Annotated in this window: 13 protein-coding genes; 1 reads left to right on the top strand and 12 read right to left on the bottom strand. The window is 49.7% G+C overall.

The window, feature by feature from the left end; translation table 11 throughout:
* Window positions 1-145 precede the first annotated feature (145 nt).
* A complete protein-coding gene (locus tag AC3WTJ_RS32245) occupies window positions 146-1,462 on the top strand; it encodes an ABC transporter substrate-binding protein (protein WP_492525197.1) in 1,317 nt (438 codons plus the stop codon).
* A 683-nt stretch (window positions 1,463-2,145) separates the two neighbouring features.
* On the opposite strand, the gene AC3WTJ_RS32250 is transcribed toward AC3WTJ_RS32245, so the two are convergent.
* The 12 genes from AC3WTJ_RS32250 to AC3WTJ_RS32305 form a co-directional block, all read right to left on the bottom strand.
* Complete coding sequence (locus tag AC3WTJ_RS32250) at window positions 2,146-2,346, bottom strand: cold-shock protein (RefSeq protein ID WP_126140957.1); 201 nt, start codon at window positions 2,344-2,346, stop codon at window positions 2,146-2,148.
* 170 nt (window positions 2,347-2,516) lie between these two features.
* Window positions 2,517-2,735 carry a helix-turn-helix domain-containing protein gene (locus tag AC3WTJ_RS32255; protein ID WP_315954431.1) on the bottom strand — a complete coding sequence of 73 codons (219 nt, stop codon included), beginning with the start codon at window positions 2,733-2,735 and terminating at the stop codon, window positions 2,517-2,519.
* Between the two features lie 24 nt (window positions 2,736-2,759).
* The gene (locus AC3WTJ_RS32260) at window positions 2,760-3,155 is read right to left on the bottom strand and encodes a pyrophosphohydrolase domain-containing protein (protein ID WP_492525200.1); all 396 of its coding nucleotides are present in this window, start codon (window positions 3,153-3,155) and stop codon (window positions 2,760-2,762) included.
* A 66-nt stretch (window positions 3,156-3,221) separates the two neighbouring features.
* Window positions 3,222-3,764, bottom strand: coding sequence for a C40 family peptidase (locus tag AC3WTJ_RS32265; RefSeq protein ID WP_492525202.1), 543 nt, complete (start codon window positions 3,762-3,764; stop codon window positions 3,222-3,224).
* A gap of 179 nt (window positions 3,765-3,943) precedes the next feature.
* The gene (locus tag AC3WTJ_RS32270) at window positions 3,944-5,119 is read right to left on the bottom strand and encodes a response regulator (RefSeq protein WP_492525204.1); all 1,176 of its coding nucleotides are present in this window, start codon (window positions 5,117-5,119) and stop codon (window positions 3,944-3,946) included.
* Window positions 5,120-5,123: 4 nt separating this feature from the next.
* Complete coding sequence (locus AC3WTJ_RS32275) at window positions 5,124-6,947, bottom strand: sensor histidine kinase (RefSeq protein ID WP_492525206.1); 1,824 nt, start codon at window positions 6,945-6,947, stop codon at window positions 5,124-5,126.
* Between the two features lie 84 nt (window positions 6,948-7,031).
* Complete coding sequence (locus AC3WTJ_RS32280) at window positions 7,032-7,874, bottom strand: carbohydrate ABC transporter permease (protein WP_492525432.1); 843 nt, start codon at window positions 7,872-7,874, stop codon at window positions 7,032-7,034.
* Window positions 7,875-7,930: 56 nt separating this feature from the next.
* The gene (locus AC3WTJ_RS32285; RefSeq protein WP_181646517.1) at window positions 7,931-8,821 is read right to left on the bottom strand and encodes a carbohydrate ABC transporter permease; all 891 of its coding nucleotides are present in this window, start codon (window positions 8,819-8,821) and stop codon (window positions 7,931-7,933) included.
* Window positions 8,822-8,922: 101 nt separating this feature from the next.
* Window positions 8,923-10,269, bottom strand: a complete 1,347-nt coding sequence (locus tag AC3WTJ_RS32290; RefSeq protein WP_127453899.1) for an extracellular solute-binding protein — start codon at window positions 10,267-10,269, stop codon at window positions 8,923-8,925.
* Between the two features lie 640 nt (window positions 10,270-10,909).
* Window positions 10,910-13,213, bottom strand: coding sequence for a DUF4962 domain-containing protein (locus tag AC3WTJ_RS32295; RefSeq protein ID WP_492525434.1), 2,304 nt, complete (start codon window positions 13,211-13,213; stop codon window positions 10,910-10,912).
* Window positions 13,214-13,230: 17 nt separating this feature from the next.
* Window positions 13,231-15,243: a heparinase II/III domain-containing protein gene (locus AC3WTJ_RS32300; protein ID WP_492525209.1), complete on the bottom strand. Its 2,013-nt coding sequence runs from the start codon at window positions 15,241-15,243 to the stop codon at window positions 13,231-13,233.
* Window positions 15,240-16,007 (bottom strand): SDR family NAD(P)-dependent oxidoreductase, encoded by a 768-nt coding sequence (locus AC3WTJ_RS32305; RefSeq protein ID WP_407869976.1) that lies wholly within the window; start codon window positions 16,005-16,007, stop codon window positions 15,240-15,242. The genes AC3WTJ_RS32300 and AC3WTJ_RS32305 overlap by 4 nt, the downstream gene beginning before the upstream one ends.
* Between the last annotated feature and the right edge of the window lie 470 nt (window positions 16,008-16,477).

Genomic DNA, 16,477 nt, shown 5'->3' on the forward strand with positions numbered 1-16,477 from the left:
TTCACCAAACCAAAATTATGTTTTGTGCTTTGTTATTTTGTGATCAAAAGTGAAAGAAGTGTGTTCATTACTATCATTCTTCATTTTTTCCGTTAATCCTATAATGAGATTGTAGGGACGACTAGCCAGCGAGAGGGGATTATCAATGAAAATGCAGATGAGACAATGGGGCATGCTGAGCATGACTGCTTTGATAGCGCTGTCTTTAAGCGCATGCGGTTCTGGGAATAAAGCAAGTACAGCAGGAGGCAGCACAGCTGCAACGACAGCGCCGAACGCTGCAAGCACGCAACCTTTGAAACTGCGTATTGTATGGTGGGGCTCACAAGCAAGACACGATGCTACGCTAAAAGCACTGGATGCTTATACGAAAAAACATCCGAATGTAACCTTCGAACCGGAATTTTCGGGATTTGACGGTTATGCCGATAAGCTCGCTACCCAAGCAGCCGCCAAAAATGCGCCTGATATCATTCAAATGGACCCGGCTTGGCTTTCCGAATATGCGGGCAGAAACCAGCTTGCTGACTTATCGAAAGGCATTCACACCGAAGATATCGACAAGTCGCTCGTAGACTCAGGCAAGTACAAAGATAAACTTTACGCGATCCCGTTAGGCAATAACGCAACCGGTATGATTTACAACAAAAATGCGGTTGATAAACTCGGAATCACGCCACCTAAAAATAACTGGACCTGGGACGAATATTTCCAATTCGGTAAAGATGCCAAAGCCAAACTGGAAAAAGATAAATATGTTTTAATGGACGCAACATCTGACTATACGGTCTACACCGCTTATCAACTAAGCCAAGGCAAAGGCTATCCGATTACGGAAGACGGCAAATTCAACATCGACAAAGACACCTATCTAACTTTTGTTAAAAAATATGCCGAGCTTCGCACAGCTGGTGTCATTCCTCCGGCAGAAATCGCGACCACGGATAAAGAGTCTGATGCAAAGCTTGATCTCATGAACAATGACAACGTATTTATGAAGCGTACTTTCGCAGCTCTGCTGCCTGGCTATGAGGCTGTAAAACCTAACGTTTATTCCCTTGTGAATCAACCAAAAGGCGTGCAATCCAGCGGTTGGCTGAAGCCTTCCATGTTCTGGTCCGTGAGCGCGGATTCCAAGTATGCCGAAGAATCCAAGAAGTTCATCGACTGGTTCGTGAATGACAGCGAAGCAGCAGATATCCTAACCACAACAAGGGGCGTGCCGGTTTCCAAGAAAATGCTCGAGTATTTAACACCGAAACTCACCCCTGCGGATAAAATGCAAATTGAGCTTATTAAGAATGTAGCTCCTGACGCTCAACCTTTCAATGCCGGGGCTAAAGGCTGGAGCAACTACACAGCGAAGGATTTCAAAACGATCGGCGAGAAAGTCATGTTCGGCAAAGTTACCCCGGAAGCTGCTTATGACGAGCTTGTGAAAAAGGCGAAAGAGTATCAATAAATTCCCATAGATATATAAGCACCAAGAAGGGCTGCCCCTCAAGTAGATCATCTACTCGAGGGGCAGCCCTTTTGCATGGCACGGACGCCTCCTGAGAGGCGTCTGAGCATGTCTCTGTTCCGTTTACTACGCAGTAGAGGACAAAGCCTCTTCAAGCCTCGGAGCGCATCGCAAAATGCCTCGTATGGGCAAGATGCGCACGGCGTGCCAATTACTGCGGCTGCTGGGTGGACGCGGTCTAGACGCCTTTGGCGGGCTCTGCCGCGCAGTTCCCGACGCGCAAGGGACGGTGGAGAACACCCACGCTGCTAGAATTTAGCGTTACGGAGACACTTGGCGGCGCAAGTAACCTTATCGTCAACGACAAACTCTTGAGGAACTACAGGCCACTATTTCCACAAATTCAGCCGTTTCCGCGTCCAAGTGGAACTACAGGGCCTTATTTGACCGCCTCACCCTGTTTTCTTCAGGAAAACAGACAAATAGAGGACCACAGTTCCCCTCCGCGCGCAAAAGAGCTCATTCCGGTGAAATAGCGTCCTGTAGTTCTCTCTCCGAGAGAAATCGCTACCAGCGATGGAAGCCAACTTCTTGATTGGAGTGCTCAACGCAAACGAAAAAAAACAACTCTTAACATAATGTTAAGAGTTGTTCTCCGAACTGCTATCTATGCAAGCAAAAGCTTACAGCTTTACAACGTTCTCAGCTTGTGGTCCGCGGTTGCCTTGAACAACGTTGAACTCAACTTGTTGACCTTCGTCTAAAGTTTTGAAGCCTTCGCCTTGGATTGCGGAGAAGTGTACGAATACATCGTTGCCGCCTTCTACTTCGATAAAGCCAAATCCTTTTTCTGCGTTAAACCATTTAACTGTTCCTACTGCCATGGGTAATACCTCCAAAGTTTTAATTAACATGTCTTTTTTCTTGTTTCGAACAAAAAAATTACACATTGGAAAAGGTTTCACAGACTAAAATGATAACCCTTTGCAATAAGCAATTCAGGTTTTACCCCAAAGACTATTAATACTGTACCACACATATTTGGCTAATGCAATTACCCTTCAGAGGCATTTCTTACTAAGGATAAGAGTTCCTCTTTATCCTCTATTTTCAAGGCAATTGTTAGTGCAATTACGACATCATTCGACGGTTGTATTCGACCATTTTCGATGGCATTCAGGATGGAATAACTGACGCCCGCTTTCTCGCCAAGTTTGCGCAGCGTTAGATTTTGCTGTTGTCTCAGCTCTTTCAGCCTGGTATGAAATAACATGCCTTTTCCTCCTCCACTGAAAACTTATTTATTGTCCATTTGCCTGCGAATTTCTGCTCTAATTTTGTCGAAAGGGTCCTGCCAGTCGGGGGGCTTAATGGTTTTGCCAAATTCGTTCTTATGGACTAGACCGTCCGACCACACTTTGGACATGTTGGCGTGATGCACGATGTCAAAAATCGGCCCCGGCTCGACACCCATCTCAACTAAGGTACCCAACACGAAGTACAACTCATCGATCATGGCATCCACTTCATCTTCCAGTGTCGCCGCCTCTTTGAACTCGTCCAGCTCTTCCTGCATCCAAGCCAAGCGAGCTGCCTTGCGGCTCTCCGACAAGCGCTGCGGCGTCGTGCCTACCGGGTGCTCAAAGGTCTGGTGAAACTTTTTCACATCGTTAAAAGCATTTTTCAAAGTCATTCTCGTTTCCCTGCTCCCTTTATGTAGGTTTTCTTTTATATAACACTAAAGGGAGCCATCGGTCAATTACAACCGACGGCCTGTGATAAACCGATTTTTCCAGTAGCTATCATTCATATCCAGCATGACGACGCCGGAGCTCGCCGTGTTGCTCACGAACTTGCCATTACCGACATAAATGCCCACATGATTGATGCGGCCGGGCTTGGACGTACTGAAGAACACGAGATCGCCTTCGCGCAGGTTCGCTTTCTTCTTAACGGCTGTCCCTAACTTCGCTTGATCTGTCGAACTCCATGGGATCGTGATCCCGTTCTTCTTGAAAACCAGCTGTGTAAAAGAGGAACAATCCAGAATCAAACGTGACGTGTCTCTGACGCCAAATTTGTAACGCACTTTACCGATATAGGATCGTGCCGTGCGTACAATACTACTTGCTTTGCTTGTGCTCGTGCTTGTGGCACTATAGGCTGCAGTTGCAGCAGAATCGCTCGCAGCAGCGAAGGCTGACTGAGGTCCGAATAACATGGTTCCTGACGTTAATAAAGAAAGCGCCAGGCCGATTCCCACGAATGATTTGCTAAGGCGGCTCTTTTTCACTAGTAACATGATGGGATATCCTCCTTCATGGATCATGGTGATGGGCTTGTTTGGCCCTGGGTCCACCATAACACACATAAAAGGACCGGTATTTACCAGTCCTTTGGGATATCCAAGCGGCGCCTAGCTTTAAGCGCCTTTATTAGAATTTGCTTAAAGTTGGCTGAGTCCCTACCTCTTGACAACACTCACACCGAGTTCGGTGTCTGCTCATTTCGGTACTCAGAAGGGGTCACACCGTATTTCTTGCGAAACACCTGCGAGAAATGACGCATGTCCTGATAACCGATCCGATCAGCGACGTCCGCCAATTTCAGCTTAGGGTTCAAAAGCAGCTGCTTCGCCTGTTCCAGACGAAGATGCGTGACATATTCCTTGAATCCCTGGCCGATCTTCTGTTTAAATAATTGGCTGAAATAAACCGGATTCAAGTAAACGATCGCTGCGACCTTCTCCAGCGACAGGTCGTCATGATAATGCGTGCGAATATATTGCAAAGCCACATCAACCGAGCGGTCACTGCCGCTCGCATGATGCTCGTAGACCTGCGTCGTCGAAGCTTGACGCATGCGCTGTACTTCGGCTGGCACCGCCTCGAAGCGGTTGATCTGTTCGGAGCTCATAATCTGAAAGGGCACCTTCAAATACTTCACGAGATGGCTGCGCAGCTCATCCACGAGTGTCGTCAAGAGGGCGGCGTCCGGGAATGTGACGATGCCGAGCAGGCTTTTGCTGTCGTGGACCGTTACGAAACCTTTGCCGTAGCGCTCGATCAGCTCTTGGAGGACGTTCTCGATAATGAAATTTTCGAGGAAAACGGCCTTATCGCTCTCCATTTTCACCATGATGAGATGGAAATGCGGGTGCTGCTCCATGAAGGGCTTCATATCGATGCGCCCGGTATCCAGCCCTTGCGCAAAGCGCTGAAAGACAGCTTCCTGCAAATATTTGCGGTTCGCCTTCAGGAGCTCAGACTCCTCGTTCAGCTCAATTTCGTGAGCGATTTCCTCGCCAAGCTTCCGGATCATCTCGCTGAGCACCTCTTTGCCGATCGGCTTCAGCAAATAATCCTTGGCTCCGAGCCGCACAGCCTCCTGCGCATACGAAAATTCGGAATAGGCGGATATCACCACCCATTTCACATTCGGATGCCGGCTCCGGGACATATTCATGAGTTCCAGCCCTGTCATTCCCGGCATGAGAATGTCGGTGAGGACGATTTGAATGCGGTGGCTCCGCAGCAAAGCAATCGCTTGCTCCGCGTTCGCCGCGAGATAAACCTGATGCTCAGGAAAGCGGTTGAGCAGCGTACGCTGGATGCCCTCCCGAATCACCGTTTCATCATCTACGATGAGAATATCCATGGTTTTACTCTCCTTTCCGAGGAAGCGGCATCGCAATGACGACGGTCGTTCCTTCTCCTTGCTTGCTATGAATGCGAAGTCCATAAATATCTCCGAACATAAGAACGATCCGGCGATGCACGTTGGTAATGCCAATGCCTCGTCTCGTTTGGCCGGATGCACTGGTTGTCTGCGGAGATTGCAGGGATGCCATAGCCCCGTCAATATCCGATGCGTCCTTGATGAGCTGCTCCTGCATGTTCTGGAGGGCACTCTCTTCAATGCCGACACCGTTATCCTCAATCACAATCCGCAGCTCATGCTCGCTGATCTCCGTGTAGACCCGCAGCACGCCAGGCCGGTCAAGCGGTTCCAGCCCGTATTTGACCGCATTCTCAATGATTGGCTGAAGCGTCATTTTCGGCAGGACCACATCCAGACATTCCGGCGCAACATCCAAAACAGTGCTGACCCTGCCTTCTAAGCGGCTTTCAATGATCGTCATATAATGTCGCATTTGATCCAGCTCTTGGCGAAGGGTTGTTTTCGAGGCCTCCTGCCAGTCGCTGCTGTAACGAAACATATGGGACAAAGCTAAAATCACTTTTCCTAAACGGTCGTTCTCCCGCTCGTCTAACATCCAATAAATCATATCGAGCGTATTATAGAGAAAATGCGGATTAACTTGAGATTGCAGCGCCTGCAGCTCCGCGTTCTTCTCACTCACGGTGGCGAGCGTGATGCGCTCAATCAGTTCATCCATCCGATTCACCATTCGGTTAAAGGAAGATACGAGCGAATTGATTTCTTCGAACGATTTGACCGTTACTGACCCTTTGAAATTCCCCATCTCCACCTGCTTCATCTCCCGAATCAGCAGCTTAAGCGGCGAGGAAATGTTCTGGGAAATAATACTCGCAAGCACCAAGGACAGGAACACTACCGCTAGAATCACGAGGTACAGGTACTCTCTTGTTTTGACAACCTCAGAGTTAATATCGCCTTTGGGAGTTAAACCGAAGACAGTCCAATCGGACATCTTCGCTTTGGCCGAAACAATCAGTTGGTCTGTTCGGTCATCCACGACGATCTCATTGTTTTGCGGGCGCGGCAGGCCTCCGAAAGAAGGAGGAATGTCCTTCTCCCCGGCGGTAGAGGCAATCATATGATCTTCCTTATCGACGATATAAACCTGGCTGTTCGGGGAAATCCTCACGTTCGAAAGCGCCGCCAGAATCGGCTGCGGGTTCGTTTCAATCACCAGAACGCCAATCAAGCGATGATCGGTTAAATCGTACAATTTGCGTCCGAATACGAAAACGGAGTCTTGCTGAAACCGGTTGATGATCGAGCCTTTGGATAGACCCAACCAAACCATTTCACCGGAGGAATCCTGCAGCTTATGGTACCAGGCCGTACTGGCATAGTCCGCATTAATGACACTGTCAAAGCCGCGTTCATAGTTATAGTTTTTGCCCGCATTCGTAATGATATGAATTCCGAAAATGTCGTCTCTGGAGTAATAGGCCGCTCCCATGATATTCGTAATGGTGCGCTCATTAATAATGTTAACCGCTTCATCTTTGCTCGTATCACGATCATGGATTAACCTGAGCATCTCATAATTGCTGTTGAGCGATTTCGTAATGCTGTCATAACCCTGCAGCAGCAATTCAAACAGGCCCACCGTTTGGGAAATATTTTTCTCCGCCAAATCACTGATTTTGCTATGAATAATGTCCGTTGTTTTCTTGTAATAGAGCACGCTTACCAAAGTTAAGAGGATCAGCATGCAGGAAATAAAAAGCAAGAACAGCCGGCTATGAATAGAATGAAGGCCCCGTGTCACTTCGAAGTCGGTCCCCTTTCGTTAGTCGTTACAGGTTATCATATCACAGGCTGTTTCCTAAACGGCAAAAAGAGAGGGGTGAAGTTAACCCTTCACCGCTCCCGCTACCATACCTTTTGTAATTTTATCGGCTAATAGGAAATAAATGATAATGACCGGCAGCGCGCCTAACACGAGAAACGCCCCGATAGCCCCGTAATTTACCGAATATTGACTCACGAAGCTGTTCACCCCGAAAGGCAGCGTTTTGAGCCGCTCGGACGAAATGAATGTCGCCGCAAGAATGTATTCGTTCCAAATATTGATGAACGTCAAGATACATACTGTCATCATTGGAGGAATCGAAATCGGAAGAATAATGCTTCCAAAGATTCGGAAAACCCCCGCGCCGTCTACGACAGCAGACTCTTCGATCTCAGCCGGAATGGATTTCATGAAACCGCTGAGGATAAAGACTGCAATCGGCGTCTGAAACGCGATATAAGGCAAAATGATGGATAGATGCGTGTTCAAAGCATTCAAGTTTTTGAAAATAATCATCAGCGGCAGCAATGTCGCTTGCATCGGAACCATCATTCCGATCAGGAAGATGATCATGACGACTTGGCCATATTTCCACTTGAACCTTGTAATCGCGAAGGAAACCAAGGAACTAAGCAAGATAACGCAGACCATTGTAACCGATGTGACGAAAAGACTGTTTTTCAAGTACTGGAAGTAATGCCCCGCCTCTACAGCCGAGGAGAAGTTCTTCCATTGAAGCACTTGCGGGAGGGCGAAAAACCGCCCCGACAAGATTTCCTCATTCGTTTTTAACGAATAAATAAACAACCAAAGCAGTGGATACACTTGTGTAACTACGAGCAACGACAAGAGTGCAATGACCAAAACTTTCAGGATAGAGAAGCTTTGGCGTCTCCGAGTCATTGCAGGCGCAGCTACCGCTGCTTTCCTGACATCTTGCATGGTGACACTCCCCTTCCTTAAGTAAATCTTCTCTCTAGTTTATTAAAGATACCATTGATAATTACAGTTGCAATCAAACATAAGACAACCAAGAATGCAGCGATCGCACTACCATATCCATACTTCATGGATAGGAAGGACATGTTGTACATATGTGTAGAAATGACGTCTGTCGCATGCGCAGGGCCGCCTCCGGTCATAACCATGACCATGTCAAACGCTTGTAAGGAGCCGATAAAGGCAAGAACGATCGATATTTTGAAAATCGGAATATTCATAGGGAAAGTTATATACCAGTCAGCTTTAAGGCCTTCGGCTCCATCAATTCGCGCCGCTTCATAAATATCAGCAGGAATGTTCTGAATGCCGGTGAACTGGATCAAAGTGTGGTACCCCAGGTACTGCCATAGGGCCACGAAATAGAGAGAGTACATAGCAATCTTCGGATCCGTTAACCAGGATCTCGACCAGCTGTGCAAATTCAACATGTCCAATACTTGATTGAGCATACCGCCCATTGCGGCAGGGTTATAAATGGTTTTCCAGAGCTGTCCGACAATAACAACGGACAAAATAACCGGTAAGAAGTAAGCAGAAACTAAAAAATTCGGCTTTTTGATGAATCGGTTCAAGAGAACGGCTACACCTAAGGCAATTGGAATTTCAACCATTGAAAATACAGCAAACATTAAAGTCCGTTTCACAGACGGCCAAAACACAGGATCATGAAACAATAAGTTACGGAAATTATCCAAACCAACGAATTTTGCACCGCTGATCCCGTTCCAATCCAGCAACCCACTATATAACGATACTAGAATCGGTACAAAAACGAGACAGACATAAATCAACAAACATGGCAGTACAAACATGGCAATCGTCCACTTGGAGACTCTTAACACATTCACTTGGCTCGCCTCCTTCATGAGATATACCAATCGGAATTCACCCTCTACACCCTTGCGGCGCTTAGGATAAATTCCGATTTGGCTGCTAAATGATTATCTATTTACTTTTTGTTCGTATCGTAAGCTGTTTGGTGCTCTTTGCCAACTTCAGCAGGATCTTTCTTCTGAACGAAGAGGTTTTGGATGCTTGCCAAGTGGCCTTGTGCTGTTCCTGGGTTCATTGTGTTATCGAACGCAAGGTCGCCGCCTTTAACTTGTTTGAACATATCCAGAACTTCCATCGCCATATCGGAGTATCCAGCCGCTTTGAAGTCACCGTCAACTTTTTGAGCGATACCTACTGCGCCTTTAACCGCGAATGCTTCTTTCGGGAAGTTCAACATGAAGTAGTTCAAGAAATCTTTGGTTTCTTTCAAGTGTTTGCTGTTAGCAGAAATTGCGAACGCGCTTCCTGGTGCAAGCATGAATTCGTCAGGGTTACCTTTGCCTTTAACCGTTGGGAATTTGAATACGCCGACTTTACCGTTAACGGAAGAAGTTTCGATACCGCCTGTTGCCCATGAACCCATGTAGTACATAGCCGCTTTACCTGTTTTGAACAAGTTTTCACCTGCGTTGTAGTCAAAAGAAGTTGCGCCTTCTTGGAATGCGCCAGCTTGAATCAGGTCTTGGAAGCTGCTTACAGCATCCGTGAATGCTGGATCTGCGAATGTTTTCTTGCCATCAACAACAGCTTGCAGGAAGCCAGGGCCGCCATTTGTGCGAAGCAGCACGTTCATGAACAAGAAGGAACCCGTCCAGGAATCTTTTTCACCGATCGCCATTGGCTGAATGCCTTTGCCTTTCAATGTTTTTACAGCTGCAACCATATCTTCGAATGTTTTCGGTACTTCTACGCCAGCTTGTTTGAACAAGTCTTTGTTGTAGTAAACGAGACCGATGTTGTTACCATCCGGCAATGCGTAGATGTTGTTGTTGAATGTGTACCAGTTCAAGATTCCTTCTTGGAACGTGCCTTTCAGGCCGTTTTGCTCAACCATGTCATTAAGCGGCGCGAACAATCCTGCGTCTACGAAAGGTTTCATTTGAGCGGCTGGATTCACGATCGTGATATCCGGAACTTCTTTGGAAGCTGCTTGTGTTTTGAGCTTCAGCTTTTGTTGGTCCGTGTTCAGGGAATCAAGTTCGATTTTGATGTTCGGGTTTTTCGTTTGGTAGTCGTTCACGATCTTTTTCAACATGCCGTTTTTCGGATCTGTTGGATCGGGATATATGTTTTGGAACGTGATTGTTACGTTTTCTTTCGTTGTGCTTCCACCGCTAGGTGCTGCTGAAGCGCTCGCGCCCGGTGCCGGTGTCGTTGTGCTGCCGCCTGCACCACATGCTGTTAAGGAGATAGCCAGTAAGCCTGCTGCTGTTAATTGAAGACCTTTATATTTTTTAATCAATGTGAATCCCCCTCGTTTGTTTAGTGAACTTGATGACCCTATTATCGCTCGAAATTGGCAACCCTTACAATGTGTGAACTTTAGGATTCATGTTTACTTTTTATAGGTTTATGTACCTGAATGTATCCTTTCAAGAGCATGCGAAAAACCGGCGATAGGGTTTGAAGAGCTTTGAGTCGAGCTTGGAAAGTGTTTGAAAAGCGTTGAAAGATGTGACTGTCAAAGAGCGTGAAGAAGTGGTAAAGCGTGCAGAGCAGGGCTTGCCATAGCCCCGGTATTCAGTAGGATACCCCTTATTGTTGATTGTAGTGACGTACAGAGGCGGTAAGATGTGGTTTGATATCGCAAATTTTTCCCTCTATTTGTCCCGAGACTCCTCATAATGCATGACGTGAAAATATCGAGTAGGCCCATGCGCATTTGCATGGGCCTCTCACAGATCCGGACATTCGGGTCATCGCATCCGGTCTTGCCAGCCAACTGGTTATGCCGCGCGGACTAAGCACTATGCGTTAGCTATGTACTTCCGCCACTTCGCGGTGTACTAGAGACTTTCACTCATTAGTCTATTGCACTACGAAGCGCATAAAAAACGACCCTCCCACCAAATTGACAAAGGAGAGTCGTTCTAATAAATAACCTAATAAGCCTTAGGCACCTCAACACGATGAGTCACGCCATCTTCCGTAAAGTAAATATGCGTGTCGAACCCTTGATCGTCCATGAAATAGGACACATACTTCGGCTCGCCATGCTTAATCGGCACCAGGAGCGTAGCGATCCGGTGGCTGCGCGCCGGCTTCGTCGTCGCCTTGAGATGCCAATGCAGCGGCAAACCTTCGATCTCGCTCAAGTCCACATCCGCGAAGCCCTCATGCTGTGTAAGCTCAAGCTCGCCCGAGGAGCAGTAGACGAAACGACCATCCATATCGGCTTTGCGGCCTTGGACTTTGAAGGTCTGTCCATTCAGCTTCATTTCATACAGCGTCTGGAACAGCCAATCCACGGTGCCCGTCTGTGCCAGATCGATGTGATCTACGACGACAACATAGGTCCCAAAGAAGTACAACTCGCGTACGTACCGCTCCAGATAAGGGACGTACTCCCTGTACGCTGCTGTGGCATTGCTGCGGGAGTAGCCGTAACCTTTGCGCTGCTCAGCCACTTCAACGAACCCGTTCGCCGCCATATTCAGCACTTTGTTCTTCTCCGCGTATTGACCAAGGCCATCGATCAAAATATTATTCGTCGAACGCGTCTGTCTGCGCCAGTTCATGTGCATCGTGGAGCTGAACGCCACGTAGTAGCCGCTCTCAATCGCAAGCGGTTCCCCATAGGCGTGCAGCAGGAACCCGTTCTGGTCGCCATGGCTATGGCTGACAGAGCCATATTTGCTGCTCTTCGTAAGCAACATAATGTGGCGCTCGGGATCCGCCATATGCGAGTGGAAAGCAACCCAACCGATGTCGCGGAACCATTTTACCTGCTCGATATTCGCATCCGTTGGCACAATGGCCTCCACTTGTGGATAGTCGTGACGGAAAACCATTTCGTCAAAACGGAAGTCCCACCAGCCGTAGTTGTAAAACTTCATTTCAGAATCGGTATCCGTCTCGCGTACCCGCTCAAAATACCACTGATACAGGCCGTTCCCCGTCACGCCGGCGAATTGGCGGATGTTGAAGCCTGTTTTCAGGCTAACAGGATCTCCCAGCGTGGATTGGTCGCCAAAGCTTGCGCGCAGCGTATCCGGACTGAAGGCGTACAGCGGGAAATCGCCCGTTTTCGTAAAAAATGGCCGTTTATAGAAGTTAATGCCCGTATATTTTTTCAGCAAGTTCATCGCTTCCGTAACAAAAGCCATCCCGGTCGTCCAATACATCGGACCTTCCGCCCAGCCTCCATCCGGTCCGCCCCAAGGGGAATAGATGCATGCATAGTATTCAAGGGTATAATCCAGCCATTCGCGTGCTTCCGGCTCTTCCTCTAACAAGGCAATGCAGCTCGGGACCAGCACGCTGGACAGCGAACGAACGGCGTGGCTGTCAAATGGCACGTGATGAATTTTGGAGTGGTCTATGACATGTGTAGCAATTTGCCGTGCACGTGCAAGCAAAACCTCTCGCACAAGCTTCCGCTCAAGCTCCGTTAACCGCCCATGCAGCCAGTCGTAGCCCCAGGCAATCGCTCCAGTCATTCGGAAAGAGGCCTCATCGTTGTAATCGCGGCTTGTTGTGCCGTTGACATCCCAATTGCAGACGTGAAGCAGCCACGTTTTGGCGCGATCCAGCATCTCTTCGTTAGCCAAAATCGTTCCGGCTACCGCCAAATGGCGGATCGCATACAAGACTTCTTGTGTGTCCATGTACATTTGACGCCACAGCTTGGCAACACGTTTGTTGCCCGGGTAAGGCTGCGGCTCAGCGATGAGTTCGCGATCCATCCACGGTTTCACAGACTTTTCAAAAAAGACATCGAACCCGCAGTAAGTCGGATCAGCTTCCAATTCGCTTCGGAAAGCTTCAACCTCAGCGGACTGGAGCCATAGCCGAGGGTGCTGCAAAGAGGCTTCGGCATAACGGCGATCCCGACTAGGCAGCGGAGTTTCCGGCAGGTCAGCCGGGACTTCAAAACGTCTCACCTTACTCCAAGCGGTTTGTTCGTCTTTCTCTCCGAGCAAAGCGTAGCGCCAGTAGTAAGTTCCTGCCTCAAAGGCATCATCCGGTGTATATAAATTATAGGGAATCGGCTTGATCGTTTGCGTGCCTGCCTCGGAAAATACGTCCGACTGCGAAATTTGCAGCACGTAACGGTCATTCTCCAGTTGGGCCGGAATCCACGTGAAGCGTGGCGGGTTCTCCAACAGTTTAGTTTGCTCATTCGGCTCGTATTGTACGGTTAATACGCCGCTCTGCGGTTCGTATAATGGCGACAGGGTTGTCATCACGATGCTCCCTTCTTCTATATGAAAATTAAACCTTTATCTTCTGTAAGTTGAATACGTGATGCGCTTTCCGATTGACCGGGTACGGCAATCTCAACTTCCTGCGCGGAAACACGGGTAAGCGAGGCACTGCTATCTGCCCGGTACACGTGGATGAATTCAGCTCTACGGTCATTACGCCGGTGGAGGACGGCAGTAAGCGGCTGACTTGGGTCGATAGAATCACCTGGCGTTTGTACCGCCAGCAGCTCGTCGCCCGATTCTGCCAATGCTGTGTGGAACACGACCTTGTTTTCCCCGAGCGCATAGGACAACTGCAGTTGGCCTGCATCCGGCACCAGTCCGCCAATGATCGGGTGCTTCTGTTCCGTTAACTCGGAAGCATCTTTCTCTTGAATCCGAAGTGTGTACACCTCGTCCCGTTCCTCAAGCGTTCCTGTTAGAGGCTGAACGGCAGGATGCATCCACCATTCTATGCTTCGCTCCCCTTCGGCAAGCTCAACCTGGAACCAATCCAGCAGCCACTCGTCAGTAAGCAGCAGATGGCGATTCATCGTGCAGCCTTCGTAGGCTCCGGTGGATTGCAGCCAGGCGTAGACGGACTTTCCGCCACTAGACGCCTCATAGCGAACGCAGCGCCCTTCATGCGGCGCTTGGGACATGCCGTCCAGCGACACCGTGTTGTGGCTGGACGTTTCGGCAAACCACGATTTCCGCATAGGCGAGCCGTAAGGCACCATGCCAAAATCGGGAGTAAGCGTTTGCGCAGGATGCATCAACGTCAGATGCAGCTTGTCGTAGTGGCCGTGGGAACCGCCATGCTCGCCGAAATCGGCGAGAAACGACAGCGGGTTCCCCGCCACCCGGCCGATGATGAATCCGGCATCCGGCCAGAGCCTTGAAGCCCGCGAAGCCGCAGAAGCCTGCGGGCGCTCGTCTGTGCCATAGAGCAGCGCCTCCAGCTGCTCGCCGCCGGCAGCGCCCAGCTGCCGGTACGCTTCGCGCAAGACCGGCGCGAGGCCGGCAATGCCGTAGATCGCGAGCCCCTGCTCTGCGATCTCAGCGATCTCGCGGGCATAGGGAGCACGCGCGAGCGGCCCGTCATGCAGGGCAGGCAGCGCGCCCTGGTCGTCGGCCAGCTCGGCGAGCGCCTCCAGCATGCCGCGCATGGATTGGCCCTCTGCGCCTGTGACGGCGTAGAGGTCAATCCCGAAGCGCTGCGCCATCTCCGCAGCGATCAAGTACGCCCGAAGCACGAATACGTGGTAATACGTGCTTCCTTCGAATTCGAACTGATCGGGTTTCACGCCGATCGAGAGATGATGCTTGAAGCCGCCTTGGCCTTCAATCAGCGCTTCCAGCGCCGCTTGCTCGCCGCGGGCGGCGTAGACGCAAGACAATGACGCGTTCAGCCAAGCGGTGTAATTGTTCTCCGCATTGTTCCGCTCATGAATAAGAATGTGCCGGTATTCTTCCATACTCCCGGCAAGCAATCCCAAAAAGACGTCGATAGCCGCCTGCTCCTTCTCATCGAACACAACGCCTTTATCGCGCAATAACAAGTAAGCGCGAATCAGGGTTGTGGACCAGATCGCTTCCGTGAGCGCTTGATGGAACGCGCGCCCTTTCAGCATCCAGCTTTGCGCTTCCGGATGCACGGGGTAGAGCGGGAACTGCTCGGCGTATTCGACGAGCAGTCTTTTGCTAAGCTGGGCGTAGGAAGCCTCGCCAAGCGCTGCATAGACAGCCGCTGCTTGCAACGCGACGCGTGCCAGCGACTGATGTTTAAACACGAGCCAAGCGCCGCGGTAGGCTTCGCCTTCAATGCGGCAGCCGTGCGGGCACGCGAACTCGGATGCATCGACTTGCCTATCTTCGAACACCAGTTCGGTATGATGATGTGGGCAAACATACTGGTGCCACCAGCCACCAGGTTCTTTCGGAATCGACAGGCTGCCGGCTTGCTGCAGCTTGTCGATTTCCTCTTTTAAGATATGGGCTATACGGTCCGATCTAAGCGCGGTACTCATCGCATCATCATCCCGCCGTTGATTTCAATCGTTTCACCTGTTACATAAGAAGCCAAATCGGAAGCAAGGTAAAGCACGGCGCCAGCTACATCATCAGGTGCTCCTTCACGTCCAAGCGGAATGCCGTTAATCGTCGCAGTACGAGCTGCGTCCGTTGTAAATGTCGCGTGGAACATTGTGTTCCCGATAAAGCCAGGGGATACGTTATTCACCGTAATGCCGCTTGCCGCGACTTCTTTCGCCAAGCCTTTGGAGTAAGTAAGCACGGCTGCTTTGCTGGCTGCATATACGCTCGAACCTGGTCCGCCGCCGTTATGCGCAGCAACAGATGTCATGTTGACGATACGGCCGTAGCCTTTGGCTTTCATGCCGGCAAGCACTCTTTTGCACATGAACACGGTGCTTTTCAAATTAACGTCCATAATGCGGTCGTACATCTCTTCAAACATTTCGGAATTCGGCACACGCTGTACCAAATGGCCTGCATTGTTGACTAAAATATCAATAGTGCCACCTAGCGCTTGCTCCACTTCACTTACGAGTCTATCGATCTGCTCGATATTCGTCACATCGGCTTGCACTAATACAGCTTCGCCGCCCGCCGCTTGAATCGCTGCGACAACTTCTTGCCCTTGTGCTACGTTGTTCAGGCAGTTCACGCCAACTTTTGCTCCGTTGCTAGCCAAAGCCAATGCGATGGCGCGTCCGATCCCCGCGTTTGATCCTGTTACCAGTGCAATTTTCCCCGTTAAGTTGATGTTCATATGAATTCCTCCCATGTTTTGTTTAAGATATATATGAATGGGAAAATAAGAGCCTTTAGCGACTTCTATTCCCCGTTTACCAACGAAAATTTTCAGCGTTCGCCTTGGCGACTAGCCGTCTCGATGAGTGTAACGGACTCTAGGAACGTTAAATGAGTCTATTTGCTTCCTTTTTGAAGGCTAACGGACATGAGAGACTCTTTTCCCACTTCAGAGCACAGAAACGCCATTATATCCAGCAAATAAGGACTACTATGTCCGTTAAAATTGTTGGCGATAGACTTTTGACCCGATTATGGTCATCTGAGTCCGTTAGCTTAGATGGGCAGAGGTAGATGGGGCGCGGCGGGATTGGCGACGTGACTCAAGCGTTCCCCAGGCGTTCCTCACCTGCTCCAGCCAGCCCAGCTTCGCCCTCTCATCTTGCCCGTAGATGGGCAGAGGTGAGGGGCGTGGCGGAATCGGCCGCT

The organism is Paenibacillus sp. FW101-FHT12H11 (assembly GCF_058790355.1).